General features: G+C 67.8%; 16 protein-coding genes. 8 read left to right on the top strand and 8 right to left on the bottom strand.

Translation table 11 applies throughout. The features are described from left to right. Nucleotides 1-116: 116 nt before the first annotated feature. The 6 genes from ACIRVK_RS19530 to rsmI all read right to left on the bottom strand — a co-directional run bounded on the left by ACIRVK_RS19530 (nucleotide 117) and on the right by rsmI (nucleotide 5,981). A complete protein-coding gene (locus ACIRVK_RS19530) occupies nucleotides 117-1,016 on the bottom strand; it encodes a 4-(cytidine 5'-diphospho)-2-C-methyl-D-erythritol kinase (protein ID WP_404248591.1) in 900 nt (299 codons plus the stop codon). Next, on the bottom strand, nucleotides 1,013-1,918 hold the full coding sequence (gene rsmA / locus ACIRVK_RS19525) for a 16S rRNA (adenine(1518)-N(6)/adenine(1519)-N(6))-dimethyltransferase RsmA (protein ID WP_404248589.1): 906 nt from the start codon (nucleotides 1,916-1,918) through the stop codon (nucleotides 1,013-1,015). The genes ACIRVK_RS19530 and rsmA overlap by 4 nt, the downstream gene beginning before the upstream one ends. Before the next feature lie 55 nt (nucleotides 1,919-1,973). Next, a complete protein-coding gene (locus tag ACIRVK_RS19520; protein WP_404248587.1) occupies nucleotides 1,974-3,368 on the bottom strand; it encodes a ubiquitin-like domain-containing protein in 1,395 nt (464 codons plus the stop codon). Nucleotides 3,369-3,456: 88 nt separating this feature from the next. After that, a complete protein-coding gene (locus ACIRVK_RS19515; RefSeq protein WP_404248585.1) occupies nucleotides 3,457-4,389 on the bottom strand; it encodes a TatD family hydrolase in 933 nt (310 codons plus the stop codon). A 48-nt stretch (nucleotides 4,390-4,437) separates the two neighbouring features. Then, a complete protein-coding gene (locus ACIRVK_RS19510; protein ID WP_404248583.1) occupies nucleotides 4,438-4,875 on the bottom strand; it encodes a hypothetical protein in 438 nt (145 codons plus the stop codon). Between the two features lie 245 nt (nucleotides 4,876-5,120). After that, nucleotides 5,121-5,981, bottom strand: coding sequence for a 16S rRNA (cytidine(1402)-2'-O)-methyltransferase (rsmI, locus tag ACIRVK_RS19505; protein WP_404248581.1), 861 nt, complete (start codon nucleotides 5,979-5,981; stop codon nucleotides 5,121-5,123). 96 nt (nucleotides 5,982-6,077) lie between these two features. Between rsmI and ACIRVK_RS19500 the strand changes: the two genes are divergently transcribed. Continuing rightward, entirely contained in the window at nucleotides 6,078-7,817 is a 1,740-nt protein-coding gene (locus ACIRVK_RS19500; RefSeq protein ID WP_404248580.1) for a dolichyl-phosphate-mannose--protein mannosyltransferase, read from the top strand. Nucleotides 7,818-8,075: 258 nt separating this feature from the next. Beyond that, nucleotides 8,076-11,420 (top strand): NACHT domain-containing protein, encoded by a 3,345-nt coding sequence (locus ACIRVK_RS19495; protein ID WP_404248579.1) that lies wholly within the window; start codon nucleotides 8,076-8,078, stop codon nucleotides 11,418-11,420. Between the two features lie 79 nt (nucleotides 11,421-11,499). On the opposite strand, the gene ACIRVK_RS19490 is transcribed toward ACIRVK_RS19495, so the two are convergent. Together ACIRVK_RS19490 and ACIRVK_RS19485 are read right to left on the bottom strand one after the other, a co-directional pair. Beyond that, a complete protein-coding gene (locus ACIRVK_RS19490; protein ID WP_404248577.1) occupies nucleotides 11,500-12,069 on the bottom strand; it encodes a GNAT family N-acetyltransferase in 570 nt (189 codons plus the stop codon). Further along, nucleotides 12,066-12,833, bottom strand: coding sequence for a GntR family transcriptional regulator (locus ACIRVK_RS19485; protein ID WP_404248575.1), 768 nt, complete (start codon nucleotides 12,831-12,833; stop codon nucleotides 12,066-12,068). The genes ACIRVK_RS19490 and ACIRVK_RS19485 overlap by 4 nt, the downstream gene beginning before the upstream one ends. A gap of 507 nt (nucleotides 12,834-13,340) precedes the next feature. Here ACIRVK_RS19485 and ACIRVK_RS19480 point away from each other — a divergent pair. The 6 genes from ACIRVK_RS19480 to ACIRVK_RS19455 are packed head-to-tail and all read left to right on the top strand — an operon-like array spanning nucleotide 13,341 to nucleotide 15,705. Then, nucleotides 13,341-13,604 (top strand): DUF6284 family protein, encoded by a 264-nt coding sequence (locus ACIRVK_RS19480; protein ID WP_404248573.1) that lies wholly within the window; start codon nucleotides 13,341-13,343, stop codon nucleotides 13,602-13,604. A gap of 38 nt (nucleotides 13,605-13,642) precedes the next feature. Continuing rightward, nucleotides 13,643-14,479, top strand: coding sequence for a protein spdB (locus tag ACIRVK_RS19475; protein ID WP_404248738.1), 837 nt, complete (start codon nucleotides 13,643-13,645; stop codon nucleotides 14,477-14,479). Continuing rightward, complete coding sequence (locus tag ACIRVK_RS19470; protein WP_404248571.1) at nucleotides 14,479-14,883, top strand: RRQRL motif-containing zinc-binding protein; 405 nt, start codon at nucleotides 14,479-14,481, stop codon at nucleotides 14,881-14,883. The genes ACIRVK_RS19475 and ACIRVK_RS19470 overlap by 1 nt, the downstream gene beginning before the upstream one ends. Beyond that, nucleotides 14,880-15,083 (top strand): hypothetical protein, encoded by a 204-nt coding sequence (locus tag ACIRVK_RS19465; RefSeq protein WP_404248569.1) that lies wholly within the window; start codon nucleotides 14,880-14,882, stop codon nucleotides 15,081-15,083. The genes ACIRVK_RS19470 and ACIRVK_RS19465 overlap by 4 nt, the downstream gene beginning before the upstream one ends. Nucleotides 15,084-15,085: 2 nt before the next feature. Beyond that, nucleotides 15,086-15,403, top strand: coding sequence for a hypothetical protein (locus ACIRVK_RS19460; RefSeq protein ID WP_404248567.1), 318 nt, complete (start codon nucleotides 15,086-15,088; stop codon nucleotides 15,401-15,403). A 2-nt stretch (nucleotides 15,404-15,405) separates the two neighbouring features. Next, complete coding sequence (locus ACIRVK_RS19455) at nucleotides 15,406-15,705, top strand: hypothetical protein (RefSeq protein WP_404248565.1); 300 nt, start codon at nucleotides 15,406-15,408, stop codon at nucleotides 15,703-15,705. The last annotated feature ends 10 nt before the right edge of the window (nucleotides 15,706-15,715 follow it).

Here is a 15,715-nt window from a genome sequence, read left to right as displayed (position 1 = left end):
ATCCTTCGCTTGAAGTATCAAGGGAACCTATCCGTCCCACCCGTCCCATCCGTACTCCGAAAGTGCTACTTCCGTGTGGAGATCGGGCGAAGATTGTTCGTGTGCCGGGACGGCCGTCAGCCGCCGAGCACCGTGGCGCCCGGCGCCGGCCCCGCCGCCGTACGGACCGTGGCGCAGGTGCCCGAACTCCGCAGCGCCTCGGCCACCTTGGCCGCCGACTCGGCGTCCCGGGCGAGGAAGGCGGTCGTCGGGCCCGAGCCGGAGACCAGCGCGGCCAGGGCGCCCGCGGTGCGCCCCGCGGCGAGCGCGTCGGCGAGTTCGGGGAAGAGGGACAGGGCGGCGGGCTGCAGGTCGTTGGAGACGGCGGCGGCGAGCGCGTCCGGGTCGCCCTTCGCGAGGGCGTCGAGCAGCCGCTGCGAGGCCACCGGCTCCGGGATCGCGCGGCCCTCGGCCAGCCGGTCGAACTCCCGGAACACGGCCGGCGTCGACAGCCCCCGCCCGGCCATCGCGAACACCCAGTGGAAGGTGCCGCCGACCTCCAGCGCCGTCAGCCGCTCCCCCCGCCCGGTGCCCAGGGCCGCGCCGCCGACCAGGCTGAACGGCACGTCGCTGCCCAACTCGGCGCAGATGGCGAGCAGTTCGGCCCGGGAGGCTCCGGTGCCCCACAGCGCGTCGCAGGCCAGCAGCGCGCCCGCGCCGTCCGCGCTGCCGCCCGCCATGCCGCCGGCGACCGGGATGTCCTTGGCGATGTGGAGGTGCACGGCCGGTTCGATCCCGCGGCGTGCGGCGAGCGCGGTCGCGGCCCGGGCCGCCAGGTTCGTGAGGTCCAGCGGCACCTGGTCGGCGTCGGGACCCGTGCAGGTCACGCGCAGTTCGTCGGCGGGCGTCACGGTCACCTCGTCGTAGAGGCCGACCGCGAGGAAGACGTTGGCCAGGTCGTGGAACCCGTCGGCCCGGGCGGCACCCACCGCGAGCTGGACGTTGACCTTGGCGGGTACGCGAACGGTGACGCTCACTGGCGACCGGGCTCCTCGGTGTCGGCGATCCTGACCTTGTTCTCCGCGTTCTCCGCGATGCGGGCGAACTCCTCGACCGTCAGGGACTCGCCCCGGGCCTGCGGGGACACCCCGGCCGCGACGAGGGCGGCCTCCGCCGCGGCCGCCGAACCGGCCCAGCCGGCGAGCGCGGCCCGCAGTGTCTTGCGGCGCTGGGCGAAGGCCGCGTCGACCACGGCGAACACCTCGCCCCTGGAGGCGCTGGTCTTGACCGGCTCGGCCCTGCGGACCAGCGAGACCAGGCCGCTGTCGACGTTCGGCGCGGGCCAGAACACGTTGCGCCCGATGGCGCCGGCCCGCTTGACGTCGGCGTACCAGTTGGCCTTCACGGACGGGACGCCGTACACCTTCGAGCCGGGTGCGGCGGCGAGCCGGTCGGCGACCTCGGACTGCACCATGACGAGGGTGCGTTCGAGGCTCGGGAAGGTGTCGAGCATGTGCAGCAGGACGGGCACGGCGACGTTGTACGGCAGGTTCGCGACCAGCGCGGTCGGCGGCGGGCCCGGCAGGTCCCTCACGTGCATCGCGTCGGCGTGCACCAGCGCGAACCGGTCCGCGCGCCCCGGCATGCGCGCCGCGATGGTGGCGGGCAGCGCGGCGGCCAGGACGTCGTCGATCTCGACGGCAATGACGCGGTCGGCGACCTCCAGCAGCGCGAGGGTGAGCGAACCGAGCCCCGGGCCGACCTCCACCACCACGTCGTCGGGCCGGACCTCCGCGGTGCGCACGATGCGGCGCACCGTGTTCGCGTCGATCACGAAGTTCTGACCGCGCTGTTTGGTGGGCCGCACACCGAGCGCTGCCGCGAGTTCGCGGACGTCGGCGGGCCCGAGGAGGGCGTCTGGGGAGGGGCTGGTGCTCACGGCGACAAGGGTACGGGGAGCGCCCGCGGCCCTCGCGCGGCGGCCGGGGGCCCGCTCAGCCGTGCAGCCGCGCACCGCAGTGCGGCCAGGGCGTCGACCCGCGCCGCACGTACAGCTTCTTCGCCCGCAGGGTCTGTTCCGCCGCCGACGCGTCCTGCGGCCGCCCACTGCCGCCGAGGCTGTGCCAGGTCCGCGTGTCGAACTGGTAGAGCCCGCCGTACGTCCCCGACGGATCGACCGCGTTGGGCCGCCCGCCCGACTCGCAGGCGGCCAGTCCGTGCCAGTTCAGCCCCTCGGCGCCGGAGACGGACGTCGGCAGGGGCTTCGTCCCGACCTTCACGATCTGCGTCCGCGGCCGGCGCACCACCTCGGAGCCCTCCTTGCGGGGCCTCTGCCGGACCCCGTTGACGGTCCGCAGCGCGTACGTGGCCCGCCGCAGCCCCGGCTGTCCGACCTCCTCGACGACCTCGGTGCCCTTGAAGAGCGTGGGGTCCTCCCGGCGCTCCACCTTGAACGGGATCGCCTCCTCGCGCACCAACCGCGCCCCGGTCACCCGCAGCACGGTCACGGTCTGCCCGTCGCGCGGGAAGCTGTCCCCGGGGACGGACGTGGTGTCCTCCCCGCGCAGCGAGACGCCGGCCGCCCGGACGACGTCGCGCACGGTCGCGGCGTTCGTCCGTACGGTGCGGGCGCGGCCGTCGGCCAGGACCGTCACGGCGCGCTCGGTGCGGACGTCGAGCGCGAGCCCGGCGCGTCCGATGCGCTGGGAGCGTGCGACGGACATGTACGCGCCCTCGGCGCGCACCCCGAGCTGGCGGAGTGCCTCCTCCACCGTGAGCGCGGTCGTCCACACCTCGTGCCGCTGCCCGTCGATGGTGACCCGTAGGGGGCGGCCGTAGTGCACGGCGACCTCGCCGCCGCCGGACAGGGCCGTGTCGGGGGCGGGTGCCACCACGTCGTGCGGGCCGACCCGCACGCCTTGCTGAGCGAGGAGTTCGTCCACGTCGTCGGCGAAGGTGTGCAGGGTGCGCGGGTTGCCGTCGACGGTCAGCTCGACCGCCTTGTCCTTGGCGACGAACGCGGTGGTGCCGCCGGCCAGGAAGGCCACGACCAGCGCCTGCGGCAGCAGCCGGCGCACGGACCCGTCCGAGCGCTCCACGCCGCGGCCCCTGCGCCGCCGGGCGGCCCGCCCCACGCCGGGGAGGTCCTGCGCCACGAGGGGCGCCTGCCGACGCACCCCGCGCGTCTGCTGGCGCGGGAACATCGCTGCGGAGGGCTCGCGCGTCTCGTACGCGGGCCGGTAGGTGTCCTGGCGGCTCACGTCCGTGTAGTCCGCCGGGGCCGCGTACACGCCGTAGGCCGGCGTCTGCGCGGTGTGCAGGTCGGTGGGCGGCTCGAAGGCCGGCTGCCTGCGGTACAGCTCGTACGTCTGCTGCTGCGAGTTGCTCACGCCGACACGCTCCTGGGGCCGGAGGGGTCCGGAAAGGGCCCCCAGAACCTAGCGGAGCGACCGTCACTCTCCCAAGCGACGCGGCTACTCAAAGTTGTGTTCGGGTGGGTCGGTAACCGAAGGCGCGTGCGGTGTTGGCGGCGAGTGCCGACGCCAGCGCGTCCTCGTCGATGCCGCGCACGGCGGCCACGGCACGCACCGTGACCGGAACGAGGTACGGCGCGTTGGGCCGTCCGCGGTACGGCACCGGCGTCAGGAAGGGCGCGTCCGTCTCCACCAGAAGCAGCTCCAGCGGCGCCACCGCCACGGCGTCCCGCAGGTTCTGGGCGTTCTTGAAGGTGACGTTGCCGGCGAAGGACATGAAGTACCCGGCACGCGCGCACACCTCCGCCATCTCCGCGTCGCCGGAGTAGCAGTGGAAGACGGTGCGCTCGGGGGCGCCCTCCTCCTTCAGCACGCGGAGCACGTCCGCGTGGGCGTCCCGGTCGTGGATGACGAGGGCCTTGCCGTGCCGCTTGGCGATCTCGATGTGGGCGCGGAAGGAACGCTCCTGCGCCTCCTTGCCCTCGGGCCCGGTGCGGAAGTAGTCGAGGCCGGTCTCGCCGACGCCCTTGACCTGCGGGAGCGCGGCGAGGCGGTCGATCTCGGCGAGCGCCTCGTCGAGCGCCTGCGCGCCCCCCGCTTGACGCGCGCCCTGCCGGGACCAGCCGTCGGGGTCGCCGTGCACGATGCGCGGCGCCTCGTTGGGGTGCAGGGCGACCGTCGCGTGGACGCTCTCGTGGGCGGCGGCCGTCTCGGCGGCCCACCGGGAGCCGCGGAGGTCGCAGCCGACCTGCACGACCGTCGTCACGCCGACCGAGGCGGCCTTGGCGAGCGACTCCTCCACCGTGCCGGACTGCATGTCGAGGTGGGTGTGGGAGTCGGCGACGGGCACCCGGAGGGGCTCCGGGAGCGGCGGCGCCGCGTTCTTGTCGGCGCGGGAGGCACCGCCGGAGGTGCCGCTGGAGGTGGAGGAAGGCATGCCCCGATCCTACGAAAGGGGGGCATGCCCGCCCTGCTCGGGGAGCGGTCAGCTCTCCTTGCGGTGGAAGGCCTGCAGAAGGTCGGACAGGTGCCAGTGGTGGTCGCCCGCCTTGGCGCCGGCGGCCTCGGCGCCCTCGCCGCGCTGAGCGTCGGCCGGGGGCTGCGGCGCGACGGACCCGGCCTGCGACGCACGGCGCGTGGAGCGGTGCTCCGCCTCGCGCACCGACGACACCTGCCCCGCCCGCATGATCCGTACGTCGTGGCTGTCGCAGTTCTGACACGTCGGCTTCGACAGCGGCGAGGGCACCATGTGGCCGCCTGCCACGTACATCACGAACTCGTGCCCCTCGGCGTCCCTGTGGTGCTCTATCTCGTACGACTGCTCCCAGCCGCTTCCGCAGCGCATGCAGGCGAAGGAATACGACTCGTGCACGACCGGGCCCGCCGTGCCACGGAGGCCGGTCTGCCCTGCGATCTCGCTCATGCCAGCTCCTCTTGTCCGCTGGACAAAGGGACGGGTGCGTCCCTTCCTCCAGTGGACGCCTCCTGCGGAGCGAATGCATCAGGCCTGTCGGACTGTTGGAGCCGATTTGGACTTTCGTTACCAAAGGTCCCTGAAACGGGCCAAGGTCCTTTGCTTTCCGCGACAGCCCTTTGCCCGTCCGTGGGGCGCGTGCTCAGGAGAGATGCGCCCTGCTCAGAGGGGGTGTGGCCGACTTCACGAGACCCTCAGGAACCACCCGGGGCAGCGGTGTTCTTCGCGGCCACAACCGCGTCGAAAACCTCCCTCTTGGGCAGTCCCGCCGCCTGCGCGACCGCCGCGATCGCCTCCTTGCGGCGCTCGCCGGCCTCCTCCCGCACCCGCACCCGGCGCACGAGTTCCTCGGCGCTCACGTCCTGCGCGGCCCGCTCGGGCGCCCCCTCCACGACCACGGTGATCTCGCCGCGCACCCCCTCGGCCGCCCACGCCGCGAGCTCCGCCAGCGGACCGCGCCTGACCTCCTCGTACGTCTTGGTCAGTTCCCGGCACACGGCCGCGCGCCGCTCCGCGCCGAAGACCTCGGCCATGGCGGCGAGGGTGTCGTCCAGGCGGTGCGGGGCCTCGAAGTAGACGAGCGTGCGCCGCTCCTCGGCCACCTCCCGCAGGCGGCTCAGCCGCTCGCCCGCCTTGCGGGGCAGGAACCCCTCGAAGCAGAACCGGTCCACCGGCAGCCCGGACAGCGCGAGCGCGGTGAGCACGGCGGACGGGCCGGGCACGGCGGTGACCGGCACGTCCTTCTCGACGGCGGCGGCGACCAGCCGGTAGCCGGGGTCCGACACGGACGGCATCCCGGCGTCGGTCACCAGCAGCACGCGCGCGCCGGCCACGAGTTCCTCGACCAGCTCGGGCGTGCGGGCGGACTCGTTGCCCTCGAAGTACGACACCACGCGCCCCTTGGGCGTGACGCCCAGCGCCTGTGTCAGACGCCGCAGCCGCCGGGTGTCCTCGGCGGCCACCACGTCCGCACCGGCCAGCTCCTGGGCCAGCCGGGGCGGCGCGTCCGCGATGTCGCCGATGGGGGTGCCCGCCAAAACAAGGGTTCCAGTCACGCCCCCATCCTCCCAGGAGCGGGCGGAGGGGAACGCGCCCGAACCCTTACCGGCCATGCACGGGACTCACACAGAACGGTTCCCTACGATGGCGCCGTGACCAGTACCGCGTCCTCCCCGGACACCCGGCAAGGCCAGAACCCGCAGGACCAGCGGCCGTCGTGGCAGCAGCGGCTGCGCCGTTTCGGCTATGTCGCGCCGCCCGGCAGCGATGTCCGCGAGCGTCTGGTACCGCCGTTCGTCCGGCCGAACCCGCGGCTGTGGCGGGTCCTGGGTGTGCCGGCGACGCTCGCCGAGCGGATCGCGCGCTGGTCGGCCTGGGGCGGTCCGCTGCTGGTGACGCTGATGGCGGGCGTGATGCGGTTCTGGAACCTGGGCACCCCCCGGGCGGTGATATTCGACGAGACGTACTACGCGAAGGACTCCTGGGCGCTCGTCCACCGCGGTTTCGAGGTCAACTGGGACAAGAACGCCAACGACCTGATCCTGTCGTCGCACGGGCACGTCGCCATCCCGGCGGACGCGGCGTACGTGGTGCATCCGCCGGTCGGCAAGTACGTGATCGGGCTTGGCGAGCTGATGTTCGGGTTCAACCCGTTCGGCTGGCGGTTCATGACGGCGCTGCTCGGCACGCTGTCGGTACTGCTGCTGTGCCGGATCGGCCGCCGGCTGTTCCGCTCCACCTTCCTCGGATGTCTGGCGGGCGGCCTGATGGCCGTGGACGGGCTGCACTTCGTGATGAGCCGCACCTCGCTGCTCGACGGGGTGCTGATGTTCTTCGTGCTGGCGGCCTTCGGCTGTCTGCTGGTCGACCGGGACAGGGCGCGCGCCAGACTGGCCGCCGCACTGCCGGTCGACCCGGACGGCCGGGCCCGCCCGGACGCGCACGTCGCGGAGACCACCTGGCTCGGCTGGCGGCCCTGGCGCTGGGCGGCGGGCGTCATGCTGGGCCTGGCGATCGGCACGAAGTGGAACGGCCTGTACGTCATGCTGTTCTTCTTCGTGATGGCCCTCGTCTGGGACGTCAGCGCCCGCAAGGTCGCCGGCGCCCGCCGCCGCTGGCCCGCCCTGTTCTGGGGCGAGGGGTTCGTCACCTACCTGGCGATGACCCAGGTCGCCGCCGCCGTCTACCTCGTCTCCTGGACCGGCTGGATCCTCTCCCCCACCAACGGCAGCGGCGGCTACTTCCGCAACTGGGCCGCCACCGACGGCAAGGGCGGCCACTGGACCTTCCTGCCGGACTGGCTGCGCAGCCTGTGGCACTACGAGCACGAGGTCTACGAGTTCCACGTCAACCTGCACTCGCCGCACACGTACATGTCCAACCCCTGGAGCTGGATCGTCGACGGCCGCCCGGTGTCGTTCTTCTACGAGTCGCCCTCGCCCGGCCAGGACGGCTGCCCCGTGAACGCAGGGCAGAAGTGCGCCCGCGAGGTCCTCGCGATCGGCACCCCGCTGCTGTGGTGGGTGGCCTGCTTCGCGCTCCTGTACGTCCTGTGGCGCTGGTTCTTCCGCCGCGACTGGCGGGCCGGCGCCGTCGCCTGCGGTGTCGCGGCCTGCTGGCTGCCCTGGTTCATGTACCAGGACCGGACGATCTTCTACTTCTACGCCGTCATCTTCGTGCCGTTCCTGTGCCTGGCGGTGACCATGATGCTCGCCGCGATCGTCGGCCCACCGGGTTCGAGCGACACCCGCCGCGTCGCGGGCGCGACGGGCGCGGGCGTCCTCGTCCTGCTGATCGCCTGGAACTTCATCTACTTCTGGCCCCTGTACACCGGCACGGCGATCCCGGTCGACGACTGGCGGTCGAGGATGTGGCTGGATACCTGGGTCTAGCTGGACAGACGCACCACGAGGGCGCGGCGGTCTGCCGCGCCCTCGTGGTCGTTGTTGGTCGTTGGCGGTTGTCGTGGGTCGCCCTCGAACGGCCCGAGGACGGCCCGGCTCCGTGCACCGGCAGATTTACAGTGCCCCCAAGATCGCGGCTCGTCACCCACTCTGACCTGCGACTTATTCGTGTCCGAGCGTCGGGTAGGCCTATGCCGCCCATGTCTCGTCCTGATCTTGGGAATCTACGGTCGGTGAGGGCGCACCGTGCCGGGCGTGGACGGTGACACGTGTGGCGAAGGTGACTGGAGCCCCCACAGGCCATGCCAATGGCCTTTCGCGCGAAACGTCTGTACGGGCCCGCGGGTCTCGGTACAGTCGCGTATCACGCACCTGGTCTGGGGAGGGCTTGTGCTCGGGTGGGAAGCCGTCGTTCTTAAGCTCGCTGGTACTGCACTGCGGGCCGCCAGCTCAGCAGCAATCCGCGCTGTGACCACGCCGAATCACGGTGCGCTCGCCGCAAAGAACCCCGCGGGAAATCGCCTCATCAATAAGGTGAGACCCGCTCGGGACGTACAAGAGAAGGACGTCAGGCATTTTTCTCAGTTCGTAAAAGTTACTCTCCAGCCGCTAATCGAGAGCGAATTTTACGGGATACCCGAAAATGAGATTTTGGCAGCCATAGAGGCAGCCAACAAGTCATTTCAATCTACTCACGTCGACCTCTTCGAGTGCAGCCTGGATCCAGCAACCTACGCCGACGAAGTCATTAAGGAAGCTCGCAATCAAGTCGCTTCCGAGCGGTTGAGCGAAAAGGCGGAACAGCTCTATCAGCGGATAGTTTTTGAATGCTCAGTCCAAGTAATTCAGTTTGTTTCGACTTGGCCCTCATTCCTCGCCATTGTCAACAAGGAGCAGCTAGCCAGGCTAAACCAACTTCTCACAGAGACAGACCGGGTGCGTTGGGCCGTTTCGGGAGAAGTGGACTCGGCAGCAGCTAAATTTGAAGCACGATACAAGAGGTACGTCGTTCAGAGGCTGGACCAGCTTGAGCTTTTCGGCCTAACTCTTGCCCACCCCGAATCGAGAACGTACCCGCTCAGCACGGCATACATAAGTCTTGCCTTGGCCGACGCCAGTTCAGCAAACCATCCTGAGTCCTCACTCCAAGGCAGCATATCCTTCAAGAGTGAAGGTGACGCCTCCCGCGGCGAAAATTCAGTAACCAGCACAGCAGGTAGCGTCAGATCGGAGGTTGCTATCGCAAGCTTTGATCGAGTCCTATTGAGAGGAGATGCCGGGTCAGGGAAAAGTACACTTCTATTTTGGCTCGCGGTTAATTCAGCGCGCGGTACTCTCGACAACGAACTGCACGTAATCAATAACTACGTCCCCTTCATTCTTCCACTGCGCCGTTTTGCTGACAGAGACCTCCCTTCTCCACACGAATTCTTGAGCGAGGTTGGAAAGAATCTCTCAGGCGAAATGCCCAGCGGCTGGGCCAATGGCGTGCTGAGAACGGGGCGGGCCCTGGTATTGATTGACGGTGTCGATGAACTTCCTGAAGGCAAGAGGGAAGAGGCCAAGAATTGGCTACAGGACCTAATCACAGCTTATCCTCATTGCCGCTACATAGTAACTTCCCGCCCGGCCGCCGCTGAGGAACAATGGCTAGCCAAGGAGAGTTTCGTTTCGCTGGATCTCCTCCCAATGGGGAAGGGTGACATCGAGAGCTTTATTCGTCACTGGCACGACGCGGCTCGTGAGACTTTAGGCTCAGAATCGGAGGAATCCGATCATGCCGACTTGGATTCGTATGAGTCTGAGCTGATCACGCAAGTAAATACTCAGCGTCAACTTAGGCGCCTGGCCGCGAACCCACTACTGTGCGCACTGCTGTGCACCCTGAATCGCGACCGTCGTATGCAGCTTCCTCGAGGACGTATGGAGCTCTATGCGGCAGCACTTGAGATGCTACTCGTTCGCCGCGACAACGAAAGAAAGATTGTCCACCCCGATGCACCAAATCTGACCCTGCATCAAAAAAAGCACATCCTGGGCACAATTGCATACTGGCTACTCCGCAATGGATTGACCGATTGCACTGAAGAGCAAGCTGTTGAACAGATCCGGTATTCTTTGCTCGGAATGCCTTCCATTAATAACGACGCCATTAGCGTGTATAAGTATCTAATGGTGCGCAGCGGCGTGCTCCGAATGCCTGTGGAAGGGAGGGTTGATTTCGTCCATCGGACTTTCCAGGAGTATCTAGCAGCGGAAAGTCTGATCGCGCTCAACGATATTGGCGTTTTGATTGACCACGCCCATCTGGATCAGTGGCATGAAGCAGTAACCATGGCTGTCGGGCATGCGCGACTGAGCGAGCGACGGGAGATACTCTCACGGCTCCTATCCCGCGGGAACAGTGAGCCTAAGTACACAACGCGTCTGCATCTACTCGCAGCAGCGAGCCTTGAGAACGCTGACGAGCTTGACCCCGAAACCTATCGCGAAGTTCGTCAAAGCGCAGAATACCTTATCCCCCCCACGAAGTTCTCAGAAGCTAAAGAATTGGCCGCCGCTGGAGAAACGGTGTTGGCCCTGTTGCCTCGCTCCAACAGGCGCCTCCGAGTCAATCAGGCGGCCTCCACGGTTCGGGCAGCAGCCTTGATCGGCGGCGACGCGGCATTGGAAGTAATTTCTTCTTACGGTCCGGATTCGCGAATGGCCGTACAAAAAGAACTAGCGCGCAGCTGGAACCAATTCGACGCTCGCGAATACGCAGTTCGCGTACTTTCGAAGTCGCCCGCTTTTCAGCGCAGTCTGGAACTCGACAACTCGGAGGTAATAGACGTAATTGAACACTTCAATCAGCTAGTTCATCTGTATCTAAGGTTCCCGACAGGCGATCTTTCCTGGGTGAGTAAACTTCCCAATCTGCGTAATCTGGTAGTGTGGCATTATCTCGGAGAGTTCTCCGACGGTGAGATTGCAGGACTAGCAAGAGTCTCCTCGCTAAATCTCGGGTTCCACGAAGATCAGAATATGGAACTCTGTCTGGCCAAGCTGCACCGGCTGGATTCTCTGCAATACCTAACCGTTCAGGGTCGTTGGCGGGATGCACGTCCCCGCATGAGCCTCCTACCTCCTTTGCCGAACCTGAAGGATATGGCGCTCCTACGCTGCAATGAGCAGCCGGTCGACGCCGATCCAAGCCGCTTCCCTTCACTGATGGAGTTGACGCTTCACTCCAGCGGTCTATTGGACCTAAAGGGAATCAGCAAATTCAAGAGCCTGAAAGCTCTCACTCTGAATCTATTTGGATCAGTCGAGAACGCTGACGAGTTGGAAGCTCTTGAGAGTCTAGAATTCCTCTCGGTTATCCTAGTGAGGAACACTCCTCTGGAGGATCTAGCGGCTGGAGCGCGTCAAATCAAGTTCCTGAGGATCATCGCATACTCGAATAACCGAAACAATATATCCGTCGACCTGTCCTGCTTCCATAGCCATGTCGGCCTTAAAATCAACGTCACCACTTATGGCGACGTTGATGTGCGAACCGAGGGGCTTAGTAGCGAAACGCGCGTGCACGTTTCTCGCCGCAGATGGTAGGTCGAAACCCACCCGACCTGGTACTAAGGCCCCATCCATACCAAGAAAATGCCCAGCTCAGAGCCTTGTGCAACACCCTTTAGGCGGCAGACGCGAGCCTGGCCGGTTCCGGCGTTCGGTCTGCGAATCCGTGGTCTGCCAGCCGTGCCTGTCGTTGTGCGAGCCACCCGGAAACCCGTGGCCCACCGTTGACCGCCGTACCTTCCCGGACTGTACGAACATGCGTGAAACCCTGCTGGAGGTAGTAGCGCTGGAGCGCGTCATTGGTTGTCCACGCATCCAGCCGTACCCACCGAGCCCCTGCACGCCGTGCCCTGTCACCCGCCCAATCGAGCAGTCGGCCGCCAAGGTTCTGCCCGGCGTACTCGCGAGCGACAGTGAGCTTGTTGACGAACATCGACGGTTCGGTCAGCTCCTCATCAGTCCAGAGGCCGTCTTCGGCATCCGGGGTGAGCGTGATGGTGCCGGCAGTTGTGTGCCCGTCGCGAAGCATGAACACGGTGCCGGCTTCGATCGTGGCGAGGAGCTTGTCAGCCGGGTACGGCCGACTCCACTGGTCCGAGCCGAGATCGCGTAGCCAGGCTGCGGCCTCCTCACGGAATTCCAGCAGCTTGGCTACGTCATGGGGCTCAGCAAGACTGATGATCACGTGTTCTCGCTTCGGGCGGCAAGATCGCCGATCTCGTAGTTCATCCGGTTCAAGTCGCCCCGGAAGGTAGTGATGGTGCACCTGATCGGACGGTCTACCGAGTAGCCCGTCCGCGTCCATAGCATCACCGGTACGCCTGCTCCGATCTCCAGCAACCGCGCCTCCTCCGGGGTCGGCATCCGCGCGGCGATCTCGTCGAAGTACCCGATCTGCTCAATGCCTTGCGCTGCTAGGTACCGAGTCGTGCCCTCTTCGATGTCTCCTGGCTCAGCCAGTCGCGGTGACGCGTCGACCAGCCACGACGGATAGTAGGTCGCTTGCGTGGACCACGGAACGTCGTCCACATAGCGATGACAAAACCGCAATACGCTCTTCGTACCGGGGTCGACCCTCAGGCGCTCAGCGATCTCCTGCGGCGCGGGCAGCATCTCGACGCGGAACGTCTGGTGCGGCCGTCGCCCCGCGTTGGTCACATCGGTGTTGTAGGCATCGCCGTTCTGCGGGAAGGTCAGGTTCTCGAAGCGGGACGCGTTGAGTTCGAACACCTCGTGCGACTTGACCTCGTAGCCGAGTCCCTGACTGGACGAGATGAGACCCTCGCTGACCAGCAGGCTTAGGCCGTTCCGGACGGTGTTCCGCGACGCGTCGAACCGCTGCTGTAGGTCGTTCTCAGAGGGCAGCCGGGCGCCGGGCGCGTAGGTGCCGTTGGCGATCTCGCGACGTAGGACGTCCGCGACTTGTCGGTACTTCGGCTGCTTGCTCATGCCCTCATCATGACGCACTCGCGCAACTTGTTGGTACATGCGGGCCCAATCCTCTTGACGACTCGCTGTCCGTGGGTGCAGCATCGCCACATCAGCTTGTACCAACAAGCTGAGCAAGCGGTGCAACACCATTGAGTGTGCTCGCTTGCACTGACAGCGTCCGGAGGAAAGCCCGCAGGGGTGAGTACGAAGGCAGCGCCAGTTACTTGAGAACTCAACAGCGTGCGGACCCAGCCACCTGCACACGGGTGGTCGATGGGTCCTGAGGAAATCCCGCCTCGCCTCTGCAAGTGGGCGGGCGCGTACGGGTTCTGGCCCGTACGCGGTACAGCGCAACACGACCTTTCCGCAGCTCACCCGCTGCGGCCGGCTGCCTCCGCTGCTCGTCTCGTACGAGCAGCGCTGAGGGGAGCCGGATGTTCCGACTTCAACGGCGCGCACCCACCGGAGGGCCAACTCCGGTGGGTGCTGTTCGGGCCGCTCACCCTTCGAGAGGAACACGACCCAATGGACCACATCGTCACTGTTCAGGACGCTGTTACCGCGTTCGCCGACTTCATGGAGCCGACGGACGCGGAGCTGGATGCGATCGAGCGGGAGATGCCGCTGATTCTGGCGGATGTCGACCTTCTCGATGCGCTGATCATCACACTTGACCGCACGCCCACGGAGCTGGACGCGCGGAGGATCCGCCGGGCCCACCGCCGCGTACTGAGCGAGCGGCGGGCGCTGGCCAACCGCACTTCCGGTGCGGCGGGCGGTGCCGCGTGACCGCCCGCAACAGCAAGACCGTGCTGCCCGCCGTGGCAATGACGGCGGTGTCCATGGTGCTGACCCTGGCAGTGGTCGTGATGTGGCTGGGCACCTCGGTGCCGTGGCCGGTCGCGCTGGTCGTGGGGTTGGGCATCGACGGGGGGTGGCTGGCCACCCTCGCCTACGAACGCCGCCTGGCCGCGCAGGGCGACCACAACCGCATCGTGACCGCTGTCGGCTGGTGCTTCGGCCTGGTCGCCGCCGGGGTCCTGGTCGCGCACGCGCTCACCGCCGGCACGTCCGCCGCCGCGTGGCTGGCCGTGGCCTGGCTCCCCATCGCCGCCAAAGCCCTCTGGCTGGTCCACGGACTGTGGGAGCGCACCGCGCTCACCCCGCTCGCCCTGGACGCGATCCGGGGCATCCAGCAAGAGGCCCGCGACGAGGCGGCCGTCGCCCGCGCCCGGCTCCACGCGGAAGCGGCCACGGAGGAGACCCGGCTTGCTGCCGTGACGGCGGCGGGGGCGCGCGTCGCCCGCGTGCAGGCACGCACCGCCAAGACCCTGGCCGGCGCGTGGTCGACGCTGGAGACCGCCCGGCAGGGTGAGGGCACGGGCAGGGCACTGACCAGCGTGACGGCCCCGGTCACGGCCGAGGTCACGCCGCGCTGGGAGCTTCCCGTGTGGGGCCCGGTCGAGCCGGTCGCAGCTCCCGCGCTGGAGGCCGGTCCCGCGCTCAGCGACGACGAACTCGACGCGCTCGTGGACACGATCCGCACCAGCCAGACCCCGGCGCTGTCGTACCGGGAGATGGCCAAGCGGTTCCGCGCGGCCGGCCACTCCGCCGCTGAAACCCGACTCCGCGCCGCCTGGAACCGCGTCGTGGGGGCGGCCTGATGTCCGCCGCGTGGGGCAAGTGCTACGACCCGACCGGCGCCCACTACGGGGTGCCCACCTACCCGTGGCGGCTCGCGCCGGACGGGTTCGCCACGCGTCGGCAGTTACGGGCGAGGGGCCTGCGTCCGGGCGGTCAGCCGATACAGGCGCAGGTCATGCGGATCAACCGCCGCACGAGTACGCCGCGCGTCGCCTACCTCTACCGCGAAGACCTCGCGCTGCCCGTGCGGCCGATGACCTCGCGCAAGTGGGGCGCCCTCGCTCTGGCGATGCTCGCCCGCCGCACCTGCCCGAAGTGCCAGGTCACCTACAGCTACTGCATGCCGCGCTCGCTCGGCATGTGCGTGCTGTGCGCCTTCCCCGTCCCCTCGCCCAGTGAGCCTGACCAGGGAGGTCAGCAGTGAAGCGGTTCCTCAGCGAGTCCCGCCGTGACGACGCCGAACGTACGGGTCGGCTGCTGGACGCCGCCGACATCGCGTTCACGTTCGAACCGGTCACCGACCTCGCCGCCGACTTCGAGGCCGTCGTGATGGAAGGACTCCTCACCGATCAGGCCGTCCCCGTCTACCCGCCCGCCGGCCACACCTACCCCCGGAAGGACTGACCATGGGCAAGCCCAACACCCGCCGCCTGGACCGGGAGATCGCGCTGACGCAGCGCATGATCGAGGCGGTACAGAACGAGGAGATGTGGCCGCTGACCAGTGCCGAGCGGCGCAAGGTCCTGGGTGCCCTGGCGGGAGGTTCCGTGCGGGTGCTGCGGGGCCAGAGCACCGGCCGCGCCGAACGGGCCCTTGAGCAGGCCATGAACGCGGTGACCGTGCGGCTGACCGCTGAGCTGACCGCGCTGCAGATGGAGCGGCAGCGCATCGTGACCGAGGCCGCGCGGGAGAAGGCCGCGAAGAAGTCCTCGGGCTGGTGGTGAGCATGGACGGTCGTTGCCCGGCCGCGCACCCGGAAGACCCCACTCCGTGCGGGGGCCCGGTCGTGGTGACCGTGCTGGACGCCACCCGCGCGGGCGCTGAGGGGTGCGAGCACCACGCCGCCCGCCTGCTGGCCAGTCTGGAGGCGGGATGGGTCTACGCCCTGCCCGCCGCCCCGCCCCGGGCTGCCCTGCGGGTGTTCCTGGCCGCCGACAGCACCCGGCCGTTCTGCTGGGTCGACGGCCCCCGCACGCGACCCTCTCAGCTCAGCCACGCGGAGAACCGCGCCCGCGACGAGCACTGACCCATCCCCG

Source organism: Streptomyces sp. NPDC101152, assembly GCF_044768275.1.
Lineage (GTDB): Bacteria > Actinomycetota > Actinomycetes > Streptomycetales > Streptomycetaceae > Streptomyces.
Note: the sequence above shows the minus strand (reverse complement) of the source record. Positions and strands in the feature narration are given on the sequence as shown.